General features: G+C 51.1%; 13 protein-coding genes. 7 read left to right on the top strand and 6 right to left on the bottom strand.

Going from position 1 to position 12,657, the window contains the following annotated elements; translation table 11 throughout:
- The first annotated feature begins 185 nt into the window (after positions 1–185).
- The 6 genes from HYT77_06510 to carB are packed head-to-tail and all read left to right on the top strand — an operon-like array spanning position 186 to position 8,504.
- Positions 186–581 (top strand): hypothetical protein, encoded by a 396-nt coding sequence (locus HYT77_06510; protein MBI2067644.1) that lies wholly within the window; start codon positions 186–188, stop codon positions 579–581.
- 35 nt (positions 582–616) lie between these two features.
- Positions 617–1,651, top strand: a complete 1,035-nt coding sequence (locus HYT77_06505; protein MBI2067643.1) for an aspartate carbamoyltransferase catalytic subunit — start codon at positions 617–619, stop codon at positions 1,649–1,651.
- The gene (locus HYT77_06500; GenBank protein ID MBI2067642.1) at positions 1,648–2,946 is read left to right on the top strand and encodes a dihydroorotase; all 1,299 of its coding nucleotides are present in this window, start codon (positions 1,648–1,650) and stop codon (positions 2,944–2,946) included. The genes HYT77_06505 and HYT77_06500 overlap by 4 nt, the downstream gene beginning before the upstream one ends.
- A complete protein-coding gene (carA, locus tag HYT77_06495) occupies positions 2,933–4,057 on the top strand; it encodes a glutamine-hydrolyzing carbamoyl-phosphate synthase small subunit (GenBank protein MBI2067641.1) in 1,125 nt (374 codons plus the stop codon). The genes HYT77_06500 and carA overlap by 14 nt, the downstream gene beginning before the upstream one ends.
- Positions 4,057–5,259, top strand: coding sequence for a threonine ammonia-lyase (locus HYT77_06490; GenBank protein ID MBI2067640.1), 1,203 nt, complete (start codon positions 4,057–4,059; stop codon positions 5,257–5,259). Before carA ends, HYT77_06490 begins: the two co-directional genes overlap by 1 nt.
- Entirely contained in the window at positions 5,259–8,504 is a 3,246-nt protein-coding gene (carB, locus tag HYT77_06485) for a carbamoyl-phosphate synthase large subunit (protein ID MBI2067639.1), read from the top strand. The genes HYT77_06490 and carB overlap by 1 nt, the downstream gene beginning before the upstream one ends.
- Before the next feature lie 56 nt (positions 8,505–8,560).
- Here the strand turns inward: carB and HYT77_06480 are convergent, their stop codons facing one another.
- The 6 genes from HYT77_06480 to HYT77_06455 form a co-directional block, all read right to left on the bottom strand.
- Positions 8,561–9,103, bottom strand: a complete 543-nt coding sequence (locus HYT77_06480; GenBank protein MBI2067638.1) for a hypothetical protein — start codon at positions 9,101–9,103, stop codon at positions 8,561–8,563.
- Between the two features lie 50 nt (positions 9,104–9,153).
- The gene (locus HYT77_06475) at positions 9,154–9,618 is read right to left on the bottom strand and encodes a hypothetical protein (GenBank protein MBI2067637.1); all 465 of its coding nucleotides are present in this window, start codon (positions 9,616–9,618) and stop codon (positions 9,154–9,156) included.
- Positions 9,608–10,036 carry a hypothetical protein gene (locus tag HYT77_06470; GenBank protein ID MBI2067636.1) on the bottom strand — a complete coding sequence of 143 codons (429 nt, stop codon included), beginning with the start codon at positions 10,034–10,036 and terminating at the stop codon, positions 9,608–9,610. Before HYT77_06470 ends, HYT77_06475 begins: the two co-directional genes overlap by 11 nt.
- Positions 10,037–10,207: 171 nt before the next feature.
- On the bottom strand, positions 10,208–10,669 hold the full coding sequence (locus tag HYT77_06465; protein ID MBI2067635.1) for a hypothetical protein: 462 nt from the start codon (positions 10,667–10,669) through the stop codon (positions 10,208–10,210).
- Between the two features lie 15 nt (positions 10,670–10,684).
- On the bottom strand, positions 10,685–11,287 hold the full coding sequence (locus tag HYT77_06460) for a hypothetical protein (GenBank protein ID MBI2067634.1): 603 nt from the start codon (positions 11,285–11,287) through the stop codon (positions 10,685–10,687).
- On the bottom strand, positions 11,284–11,718 hold the full coding sequence (locus HYT77_06455) for a hypothetical protein (protein MBI2067633.1): 435 nt from the start codon (positions 11,716–11,718) through the stop codon (positions 11,284–11,286). Before HYT77_06455 ends, HYT77_06460 begins: the two co-directional genes overlap by 4 nt.
- A gap of 57 nt (positions 11,719–11,775) precedes the next feature.
- Here HYT77_06455 and HYT77_06450 point away from each other — a divergent pair, with 57 nt between their 5' ends.
- Positions 11,776–12,654: a carbon-nitrogen hydrolase gene (locus HYT77_06450; GenBank protein ID MBI2067632.1), complete on the top strand. Its 879-nt coding sequence runs from the start codon at positions 11,776–11,778 to the stop codon at positions 12,652–12,654.
- The last annotated feature ends 3 nt before the right edge of the window (positions 12,655–12,657 follow it).

Here is a 12,657-nt window from a genome sequence, read left to right as displayed (position 1 = left end):
TGATAGCACCATTGATAACAACTAACTGAAGTTTTAATCGCTCCAGTCAAGGGGCCAAGACCGAATCGGAAAATCAAAAGCTTAGATCAAATCAGTCGGAAATTTTGGGTAAGCTCCACTCAACTTCTTCTCCACCGAATAAATTCACTGGACTTTTAAAACGAATAGAGGGCATAAGCCTTCCCATGAGTCCTCTTGGAGCCCTTGGCAGATATGCATTGAAGAGTCTCCCGCTTCTTGCGACTGGTTGTATCATACCCGCCATAGGTGCTGGTCTAGGAGTCGCTGAAGTCAGTGAGATACCGGCCAAAAGGGAAGAGGAAAGGGAAGAGGAGAGCAATAGAGAGACTTGTCAGAGGCTTATCGACGGATATGAAGAGACGAGGACCGATTATGCCAACTTTCTACTCGACAAAGGTGAGCCATTAAGCGAGAAAGATCAAAATCTAGACAGAATTTACAGGGATTTGCTTGAAAGTTACGGGATGTCACTCTCGGAGAACCATTGCCACTTTCCGACGAGTTTTTTGTTTGGCCCATTTCCACGTTTCTCTTTCTCTTCTGGGATGGAGCGGTCTTGACAGAGGTCTGTCATTAGATTACACACCCGCCTTTAATGAAGCAGAGACCAGTGGTTCGATTGGTTAAGAGCCCTCCGCCTAACAAGGCAGAGGGTTTTTTTTTAACCTCCTCTGCCCAGAGGGCCTCAGCGAACAGGCCTAAGGATTTGCTTGGTTTAAGGGATCTTAAGGCGCCCCAGATCACGTCCATTCTCGATCAGGCCGTCGATTATAAGAGAAGACTTCATAATGAAAATTTTAAGGCGACGGACCTCGCCGGCAAGACAGTCATGAATCTCTTCTTTGAACCGTCAACCCGCACACGAACCTCCTTCGAGTTGGCGGCTAGAAAACTGTCGGCCCAGGTTTTGAATATGTCCCCCCAGACCTCCAGCTTAAGCAAGGGGGAGAGCCTCAAGGATATGGTGGAGAATCTCGAGGCGATGAGGCCGGATCTTCTTGTTGTCAGACACGCGGCAAGCGGTGTCCCCGGTTTGATCGCCCATTACACAACGGCAGGAGTCGTTAATGCGGGAGACGGCTCGCATGAACATCCGACACAAGCCCTTGTGGATCTGTTTACCGTTCGGGAGATCCTTGGCAAGATTTCTGGGATTCGACTCTTGATTGTGGGGGATATCGCCTACAGCCGCGTTGCACGCTCCAATATCTATGGGTTCTCAAAATTGGGGGCCAAGGTAACCGCGGTTGGACCGGCAACCCTTCTGCCTCCCGGTCTTGAAAAGCTCGGGGCCTCTCATGTCTCTACTGATCTGAACAAACATCTCAGAGAAGCCGATGTTATTATGCTGCTCCGAATCCAGAAGGAGAGACAGGAATCGTTAAACTTTCCAAGCCTTGCCGAATACAGCCGTTTTTATGGGCTCACCTCCGATCGTCTCCCCCTTCTCAAGAGGGAGGCGTTGATCATGCACCCAGGTCCTATCAATCGCGGGATTGAGATTGATCCGGAGATTGCCGACAATCGTGACAAACAAGGGCCGCAGACAATCATTCTGAAACAGGTCGAAAATGCCACCGCCGTGCGGATGGCTGTCCTCTCCCTGTGGGGAGGAAAAAGTCGCCTATGAATCTCCTCATTAAAAATGGTTATTTAATAGATCCTGCCAATAAGAGAGAGGGACGTTTTGACCTTCTGATCCGGGACGGCAAGGTCAAGACGATAAGCCAAAACATTAAAACGAAGGCTGACCGAACGATTGATGCAAGTGGTTTGATTGTATCACCCGGATTTATTGATCTTCACACCCATCTTCGGGAACCAGGCTATGAATATAAGGAGACGATCCGAACCGGGACCGAAGCGGCCGCCGCCGGAGGGTTCAGTTCCGTCGTCTGCATGGCCAATACACAGCCAGTCAATGATAATGCGGTTATCACGGAGTATATTCGTAACAAGGCACGCGAAGAGGGAAGGGTGAATCTCTTTCCGCTTGGGGCAATTTCGAAAGGGCTCGAAGGGAAGGTGCTCTCTGAAATCGGTCAGATGGCGGAGGCCGGTATTGTCGGAATTTCAGATGATGGAAAGACAGTGATGAACAGTGCCCTGATGAGGAAGGCGCTGCAATACGCCGCTGGATTTAACCTGCTGGTCGTTACCCACTGTGAAGATGAGTCGCTTTCGGGAGAGGCCTCCATTAATGAAGGGGTTGTCGCAACGGAGTTGGGGCTCCCGGGTTCACCCAATGCCGCTGAAGAATTAATGGTAGCCCGAGATATTGCGCTCGCAGAACTCACGGGGGCCAAACTTCATATTGCTCATCTGACAACGGCTGTCGGTCTGGAACTCGTTACGGCCGCCAAAAAGCGCGGTGTTCGTGTGACCTGCGAGGTAACGCCCCATCATCTCACCCTGACCGATGAGTCTGTCAGGGATTATCATCGCTTTATGAAGGTCCGCCCGCCACTCCGCTCTGAAGCAGATCAAAAGGCGCTTGTCAGGGGATTACTGAACGGCACAATCGATGCGATTGCCACAGATCATGCCCCCCACGCCCCTTTCGAGAAGGAGGTTGAGTTTGTCAGGGCAGCGAATGGAATCGTCGGTCTTGAAACCTGCCTGCCGGTCTGTCTCTCCCTCCTTCTAAAAGAGATGGGGAAGAAGAAGGCACTTCCCCTCTTGCTTGAGAAGTTGAGTCGTGGACCAGCCCGAATCCTGCAGGAGAAGAACAAGGGGAATCTCACCCCCGGCTCCGCAGATGCGGATATCACGCTTTTTGACCCGGAGGTGGATGTTGTTATTGATAGTTCCAGATTTAAGTCAAAGGCAAGAAACTGTCCCTTTAACGGCTGGAAGCTAAAGGGAAAGGTGAGATATACGATTGTGGGAGGAGAGGTCGTTTATGCCTCAAATGGGAAAGTTTAGGAGCCTGCTTGTATTGGAAGATGGTCTCGTTTTTGAGGGACGTTCCTTCGGTCATGCAGGTGAGGCGATTGGCGAGATCGTTTTCAACACGAGCATGACCGGCTACCAGGAGATTCTGACGGACCCATCCTATAAGGGCCAGATCGTCGTCATGACCTATCCGGAGATCGGTAATTACGGGGTCAATACGGAGGATGTCGAGTCCTCACATCCCTTTGTTGAAGGGTTTGTCGTTCGGCACTATAACCCGGTCCCGTCAAACTTCCGGGCAAGAGAGGAGTTGGGATCTTATCTCAAGAAGAATAAGATTCTTGCGATTGAAGGGATCGATACGAGAAAACTGACGAGACATCTGCGGGACTACGGTTCCAAAATGGGGATTATTTCCACAAAAGAACTCAATACAAAAAAACTTTTGAGAGAGGTCCGGTTGGCTCCCAAAATGGTTGGTCGGGACCTCGTGAAAGAGGTGACCTGTAAGAGGCCGTATCGGTGGACAAAGGGGGTGTGGAGTCTCTCCCCCCGTTTAAGGGGGGGTGAGGGGGGGATACATGTCATCGCCTACGACTTCGGCATCAAGCAGAACATCCTCAGAAATCTCGTTGATGCCGGATGCCATGTCACCGTTGTCCCTGCCTCCACGCCAGCAGAAGAGGTCCTCAAAAAGAGACCGGACGGGGTCTTTCTCTCCAACGGACCGGGCGATCCGGAGCCGGTCACCTACGCCGTTAAAACAATCCGATCACTCCTGGGGAAAGTTCCCCTCTTTGGAATCTGCCTGGGGCACCAGCTATTGGGACTCGCCCTTGGGGGGAAGACCTACAAGCTCAAGTTCGGTCATCACGGTGGGAATCAGCCTGTTATGGACCTCACGACAAGAAAGGTGGAGATTACCGCACAAAACCACGGTTTTGCAGTCGACACCGATTCACTGAAGGGTAAGGCCGAACTGACCCATATCAATTTAAACGACAAGACAGTGGAAGGGATGCGACTGACCGACCTGCCGGTTTTTTCCGTCCAATACCATCCTGAGGCGTCACCGGGGCCGCATGATGCCCATTATCTCTTTGAAAGATTTATCAACCTCATGAAGGAGAATCGAATCTGATGTTGCAACGAAAAGAGATTCAGGCGGTGGAGGAGAGACTTAAGGATTACCACTTTGTCACGCCGCTCGAACGATCGTCAGAACTCGACTGTCGCGGGGTCGTCCTTTATTCAAAACTGGAGACCCTGCAGAGGACCGGATCCTTCAAAATCAGGGGAGCCCTGAACAAAATTCTATCACTCTCCGGAGAGGAGAGAAAAAGGGGGGTCGTTGCCGCCTCGATGGGAAACCATGCTCAAGGAGTTGCCTTGGCAGCCAAGTTGGTTGGAATTCCGGCACTGATTGTCATGCCGAATGGAGCCCCCCTCGTTAAGCTCGAAAACACCCGTTCTTATGGAGCCGAGGTGCTTGAGAGGGGAGAGTCTTTCGAAGAGAGTCTTGACTGCGCACTCTCCCTCTCGAAGGAACGTGGGCTTACCTTCATCCCGGCCTTTGATGACGAGACGATCATTGCGGGCCAGGGCGTTGTCGGCCTGGAGATCTTAAGACAGCTCCCTTCCGTCGACGAAGTAGTTGTCCCGGTGGGTGGCGGAGGGCTCATCTCGGGTGTTTCAATGGTACTCAAGGAATCGAATCCGAAGATAAAAATTACCGGTGTTCAGGCGAGCGGAGCGAATGCGGCCGTTTTGTCGTTTCAGAAAAAAAGTCTGGTTCATCTTGACCACTCAACCACTTTTGCGGACGGGATACGGGTGAATCAGCCGGGGAAACTCTGCCTGGAATACATCCAAAAATATGTCGACCGGATGGTTCAAGTCGATGACGATGAAATCGCCCAAGCCGTGCTTTCCCTCATGGATCGTTCCAAGGCGGTTGTGGAGGGGGCTGCGGCAACTACGCTGGCTGCCGTTCAGAAAGGGGTGGCGGGGGAGAAGGGAAAGAATACGGTCCTGCTTTTAAGCGGCGGCAACATCGATTTTACCCAGATAGCTCGGATTTTAAATCGCGGACTGGCTCAAACAGGAAGGATCGCACGTATTGTCGTTCTTATCCCCGATGTACCGGGACAGTTGGCGGCCCTTCTGAATATTATCAAGGAAGAGGGGGCGAATGTCCTTGAAGTTGAGCATGACCGCGCCTTCTACTCCGGCCCGATCAACTGCACGCAGGTCAAGGTTACACTGGAGACAAAGGGGAAGAGGCATATCGGGTCGATTCTCGCAAGAATAGAAGGAGCCGGGTACAAACCGGAGGCGATGTAATGCCCAAACGTACCGATTTGAAGAAAGTCATGCTGATCGGCTCCGGACCGATCGTCATTGGTCAGGCCTGCGAGTTTGATTACTCGGGAACACAGGCCTGCAAGACACTCAAGGCGGAAGGGCTGGAAGTCGTCTTGATCAACTCCAATCCGGCAACGATCATGACCGATCCGGAATTTGCCGATCAGACCTATATCGAACCGATCACGCCGGAGATCGTCGCTACGATCATTCGAAGGGAAAAACCCGATGCCCTCCTGCCAACACTCGGAGGACAGACTGCGCTCAACACGGCGGTCGCCCTTGCGGAAGCGGGGATCCTCGAAAAGGAGGGTGTTGAGCTGATCGGTGCCAAACTCCCTGCCATTAAAAAGGCGGAGGACAGGCGGCTTTTTAAAGAGGCGATGGAGAAAATCGGCCTTGAGGTCCCTCGGAGTGGACTCGCCCATTCAATGCAAGAGGCCTCCGCGGTTGTCCAAGAGACCGGCTATCCGGCGATTATTCGACCCGCATTCACTCTGGGAGGTAGTGGGGGAAATATTGCGAGAAGCGAAAAAGAGTTCGCCGAATTTGCCGCGTGGGGGCTCGATTCAAGTCCTGTCAGGCAAATCCTCATCGAGGAATCGGCGCTCGGCTGGAAAGAGTTTGAGCTCGAAGTGATGCGAGACACAAAAGATAACGTTGTAGTCATCTGCTCCATAGAAAATTTTGATCCGATGGGAATCCATACCGGCGATTCGATCACCGTCGCACCGGCCCAGACGCTCACGGACAAAGAGTATCAGAGTATGCGGGATGCGGCGATTCGGATTATACGCGAGATCGGCGTTGATACGGGTGGATCCAATATCCAGTTTGCTGTCCATCCGAAGACCGGTCGACTGATCGTCATTGAGATGAATCCACGAGTTTCCCGAAGCTCGGCACTCGCCTCAAAGGCAACAGGGTTTCCAATCGCTAAAATTGCAACTAAATTGGCGATTGGTTATACGCTCGACGAAATATTAAACGACATCACACGATCAACCCCGGCCTGTTTTGAACCGACCATTGATTATGTTGTCACTAAAATTCCACGTTTTACATTCGAAAAATTTCCTGAGACGGCTGCTATTCTGACAACCCAGATGAAATCCGTCGGAGAGGTGATGGCGATCGGACGAACCTTTCAGGAGTCATTACAAAAGGCGATCCGCTCGCTGGAGATTGGAAGCTACGGATTGGAACCGAGGCAGGGGCTTCCTGTCAAAGAGTTGCGGAAACAACTGCGGCTTCCTACGCCTGATCGCCTCTGGTTACTCGCAGAGGCATTCCGCCAAAAAATTTCTTTAAAAGAAATTCACAGGCTTACTTCAATCGATCCCTGGTTTCTTTACCACGTCGGGCAGATTATTCAACAAGAGGAGAGGATTCGCAGGGCAGACCTGACAAATACCGATCTTCTGCGCGACGCCAAGCGGGCCGGTTTCTCAGATCGCCGACTTGCCGCTCTCTGGAATACAACCGAAGCAAAGGTTCGAAAACAACGCCACCGCAAGAAGATACAGCCGGTTTACAAAATGGTCGATACCTGTGGTGCCGAATTCGTTGCAAAAACCCCTTATCTCTACTCCACCTACGAAGAGGAGACAGAGGCTGAACCAACCAAGAAAAAAAAGGTGATAATTCTTGGAGGGGGACCTAACCGGATAGGGCAGGGGATTGAATTCGATTACTGCTGTGTCCACGCGAGCCTCGCACTCCAGGAGGACGGATTTGAGACGATCATGGTCAATTGCAACCCCGAAACCGTCTCAACCGACTACGACACGTCGGACCGACTCTACTTTGAGCCGCTGACGCTCGAAGATCTCCTTCATATTGTCGATCGGGAAAAGCCGACAGGGGTTATTGTCCAGTTTGGCGGACAGACCCCTCTCAAGTTGGCAGTGCCTCTGAAGAGGGAAGGGGTGCCGATCCTCGGAACTTCTCCCGAATCGATTGATCTTGCGGAAGACCGCAAGCTGTTTGCCGCCGTCGTGAATAAACTCAAACTTCGTCAACCGGAGAATGGAACGGCTCGTACGGTCGAAGAAGCGGTTCAAGTTGCAAGAAAGATCGGTTTCCCGGTTCTTGTCCGTCCTTCCTATGTCTTGGGGGGGCGCGGCATGGAGATTGTTCATGATGAAGAGAGGTTGGAACGATTCGCCAAGAAGGCGGCTGCTATTTCGCCGGATCACCCGATCCTGATCGACCGCTTTTTGGATACGGCACTGGAAGTCGATGTCGATGCGTTGAGTGACGGAAAGGATGTCGTACTTGTCGGAATCATGGAACATATTGAGGAGGCCGGCGTGCACTCCGGAGACAGTGCCATGTGTCTGCCACCGCATTCCTTGAGCAGAAAAATATTGAATGAGATTCAACAGTGGACGGTTGCGTTGGCCCGGGAGTTGAAAGTCATCGGTCTCATGAATATTCAGTACGCCGTTCAAAATGAGATCCTTTATCTTCTTGAAGTCAATCCGCGCGCCTCGCGAACGGTGCCATTTGTTTCCAAGGCGACCGGTATTCCGATCGCGAAGCTTGCCGCGAAGATCATGACGGGCCGAAAGCTGAAGGATTTCCACCTTTCCGACCTGAAGGAGCTCCCCTATCGTTCGGTCAAGGAATCGGTCTTCCCGTTCACAAAATTTCCCGGGGTCGATACCTTGCTTGGCCCCGAAATGAAATCGACGGGGGAGGTGATGGGGATCGGAAAGGATTTTGGCACCGCCTTTGCCAAATCACAGATGGCGGCCGGCAATCAGCTCCCGATGATCGGCAAGGTCTTTATCAGCATCAAGGACTCAGACAAGCCTCAACTGATAGAACCTGCCAAGAAGCTTTCGGGATTAGGCTTTCAACTGGTTGCAACACGAGGGACCGCCGCTTATTTAAGGCGCGAGGGGATTGAGGTTCAGGAAATTAACAAGGTTATTGAAGGAGAGCCTCACATCGTTGATGAACTGGCTAAAGGGCATATCGCGCTTGTGATTAACACCGTGCAGGGACGACAGTCGACGCTCGACTCGTTCTCAATCCGACGGACCGCGCTGATCAAGGGGATTCCTTATTTTACGACCGTTGCCGCAGGCCGTGCCGCAGTCGACGGTATTGAATCGCTTCGAAGAGAGGGGATGACGGTCTGTTCACTTCAGGAATACCATCGGCAATTTACCTCAACCTGGCACTCTTCGCGATTAGCCGATTCACCAACCGGGTAGGCCGTTACTGTCTCAAAAACAAGATTGCGCGAACGGCACTGAGCTACTCCCTCATTTTAAAAGTCAATACGAGGTCCTACAGTCGCCGAGATATCAACCTCATCGGTGAAAAAGTAGGGGGTTAGCGTTAGTCCAAACAGGACCGACGGGCCCCCCATGTAGAAGGCGGTGCTTGCATAGCCCCCCCATTTTGAATTATTAAACTCACCAACAGGGGCAAGGGCAACCCCACCGGTTGTCTGAAAGACAATTCGGAAGTATGATGGCCAAACTCGATGGATCTCAAATCCGGCCCCCGCCTGTGTCAGTATCCTTGTGCCAGAAATCTTTTCTCCCTCGCCTTCATTTTTACTACCCACCATAAAAGATTCTGTGGCCTCTAACCTAAAATAGGCGTTGTTGTGGGTCTCCCGACAGGCCTTCACATTTTCTTTACACCCGTACCGTTCTGAACCATTCCTGCCGAGCTCGATCAACAGTGCCTCATCAATCCTTATGGCAAAGGTGCCTGCCGACTGAAAATCACCGTCTTCCACATCTCGACGGATAGCGGCACCCCCCAGACCGGCTCCCAGTACTAATCGTGTTGCTTCTGACATAGCAGACTCCTTTTTGGTTAGCATAATTTGACATAATATATCTTATGCGACTAACTCTTGGTTGGGCTATCTTTATAATAGGCATCTAAAAACTTTGCGAAATACAGCATCAAGAGCCCCACAGAAGTGACTATTTCCCCAAGGCTAATCAACCAGTAACGACCATGGGAGAAGTACATCTTGGCCGAGCCGACCATAGCCATTCCGGTACCGATACCGGCCAAAAAACTGAGACCACCGTTGGGCCGAGTAAGACTTTGGTCTGACAGGAGACTCGTAATACCTAAGAGAGCAATTCCTCCCCATGGCAATAATCTCGGTGGCATAGACTTTCGGAGGGCCCCGAGTGCCAAAAAACTGAGGCCAAGACCGGCAACAAAAGCGGCTGAGTTCCCCATTACTATTGGATTTGTTATTCTCAACTCTCTTTCGGCTGGTAACTCAGGAACCAATAATGTTGTTCTCCCCTCCGCCGTGGCATGACCGATTGCTGATGATGATGTGCTAGCTCCCATTATGAATCCTCCCTTCAGCTATGTACCCCATTAACACGTGGTAACTAAGACCAATGCCGCCTATGAGGAAACCTATCCCCAACAACGACCAAAACGCCTGGGGCGTTAATGTAGGTGATCTCTTGCTTGAAAATAAGCCCCCAAGAGCTAATCCGGCCAGATTCGAATAGAGATTCAGATCCCTTAACTGATCCGGATGAGGTTCACAATAATGGGCCTCGCTGCGCCACCGGGAAAGTCCTACTTGAAAGATATCCAAGATAGCGGCAGCAACGACTGGGATGAGAACCGCCTTTGTAACTATCCTCTCCGCCCGAAATTGATTAAGGGCCCCAACCCCCACCAATGAAAAACCGAGTCCCGAGACAAAATTCATCACGTTGTCGGGACCTATACGACCGATTGGTTTGCAATCCATCTCAACCTCCCTATATTTTTTCCGTTCTTATTTGAGTTTTCGAGAGACGGATCTTATTTGTTGTGAATATCGGTGAGAAAACGCAAAAAAGTGGTCTCTGAAGAGACCGGTCGGATGAACTATCTCAAGACTTGACCCCTTGACCTCTCAAACCGCTTTGTCAGCAGACTGTTAATGACTGCCCTCGGCTGGACCAATATACCGGTCCTCGGGACAGTTTGGGGCTGCCTTCGGGTTGGTCTGCTGCTCAAGATTTTTAAGACCCTCGGCAATATCTTTAAAAATCGAAGTGGAGTCCGAGTAACCTGTCCCCCAGTGATAGCTTATCCCGTCGATAACAACGGCCATATCAAGCCTGCTAAGGCTTACGTTGCTAAAACGTTCCCCTGAATAAGCGTCAAAACTCACCCTCATTGAAGTGGCGCGGGAGTAGAGAGGGCTTCTCTGCAAGAGTAGCCTCACGGAGCCTCCATCCATATCGCGATGACAATCAAACCCGACCATGGTGATTTTCGGATCGTTGTTACAGTTGCTACTCGGCGGTTCCTTTTTCTGAGGTTCTGGCTCACCACAACAGGCACTGGCAAGGATACCTGTTGCAAAGACGCCGAGCGGCAAGATGAGTCCTTTCATATTGTTCTCCTTTTTTTATTTTCCATGACGTTCTCTTAACAAAACATCTGATGAACCGAGCCACCCAAATAAACCAAAGGTGCCTATCAAGGTACCACTCAAAACAAGGGTCAACGGCAGGGCGGATCGGAATAGAACGGGATGAATTGTGAGACCGCCCAAACAGAGGCCAAGACCACTCCCAAAGATAAAAAATGATATCTTGTTAAAGATCTCTCCCTCCGTTAGCAGGAAGGCAAGAAGTCCGATTTTTCCTGTGATAGCTCCGAGCAAAAGAAGCGTTCGTGGGGGTAAAAGCTGTACGATACGGGTATGACCCATCAGAATGGCAAAATCGATGGGCGGTATACGCCTGAAGAGTCTTGCCGATTGAAAGAGACCATGACCAACCGTGAAAACGCCCAAGGAGGCGACCGAGCAGGCGGCTCCCGCACTGCCAAATATGGCGAAATTTCTCATTCCTTTTCTGAAGTGATCCAGATCGTTATCGACCGTTCCTTGAGAAGAGATTGCCTTCTGTCTCTTCCGAAAATGATTCGCGGTAAACCCGAGACCGATCCCCAAGGCTATGGGAGTTACTGTTTGAAAGATCTTCGAGGCTGCTGGAGAAAGATTCATTTTTTGCGAAGAACCTCCCCCTCAAGTTCCCCTATCACTTGTTGCAAGTCCTTAACAAAAAAAACACTCGTATAAAATATTCTTTCTTTGTAAAAACTTTTTCCATCCTTGGTGGCCGTGACTTGGATTTCGATCGGGCCATTATCGCAATTGGAGAAACCTCTGTGAGTAGAGTCATGAATAAAGGTGTCACAACCTAAGAAAGGGAGATAGGATCTGGATAAGTTAACCTCAATCGAGTCGGCCCATTGATAAAGGAGACTCCCTCGGATCGTACGAACCGCACGACCTCTCTCGTCAGAGCGAAGGTAGTCTCGAATGGTTATTTTTGGATCTTGATCGCTGCCGCGACTCTCCTGCCAAATGGCGGCACATCCGGTCGCTGTTAAACTACTGAGGGTCGCAATGACCGTTTTTATTGAGGGTGACATCTGGTCTTAAGAATCGACTTGATTGGTAAGAGGTTGTGTGATTTTTGTTGACCTCAAATGAGAAACAAGACCTCCAAAAACAACGAGGCAGGCGGGCAAAGGGTGATCGTTGGCCTCGTCCAACACCCCTGCTCCCCCTACCCCGAGGAAAACCTCAAAAAAGCGGCCCAGGGGATTGGGGAGGCGGTCCAAAGAGGGGCCCAGATTGTCTCTCTTCAGGAGCTGTTTCGAACCGAATATTTCTGCCAGAGGGAAAACCGGGCCCATTTCAAGCTCGCGGAGGCGATCCCTGGGCCAACCTCCGAGGCCCTCTCCTCCCTCGCAAAACGCCATAAAATCGTCCTAGTTGGTTCACTCTTTGAGAAATCAGGAGAGGGGTATTTCAACACCGCCGTTTTGTTTAATACGGACGGCCAATTTATCGGAAAGTACCGAAAGATCCACATCCCGAATGATCTTAAAAACTACTATGGGGAATCGTTCTATTTTTCACCCGGTGATACCGGCACCCCCGTTTTTGAGTCGCCTTATGGCCGAATCGGCCTCCAGGTCTGTTACGATCAGTGGTTCCCTGAGGGGGCACGGGCGTTGGCCAAGGCAGGGGCACAGATCATTTTTTATCCTACAGCTATTGGTTATTCCCTCCCCTCTCCACCACGCGGGAGGGGGGTCGGGGGTGAGGGGGAAGATGAATTGGACGCCTGGATCACGATCCAAAGGGGTCATGCGATTGCCAATGGCGTCTTTATCGCTGCAACGAATCGGGTTGGCAAGGAAGACCACATTGAATTCTGGGGGAGTTCATTTGTTGTGGATCCCATGGGAAGGGTTTTAGTAAAGGGAAGCCCCGAGAAGGAAGAGGTTGTCACTACCGAATGTGACCTCTCAAGGATTAACGAGGTCCGCAAGGATTGGCCCTTCTTAAAGGAATGTTAAATG

The sequence above is a fragment of the Deltaproteobacteria bacterium genome (genome assembly GCA_016180855.1).
Taxonomy (GTDB): Bacteria; UBA10199; UBA10199; order JACPAL01; family JACPAL01; genus JACPAL01.
The sequence above is the reverse complement of the archived record's forward strand: the minus strand, read 5'-3'. Positions and strand labels throughout refer to the sequence as shown.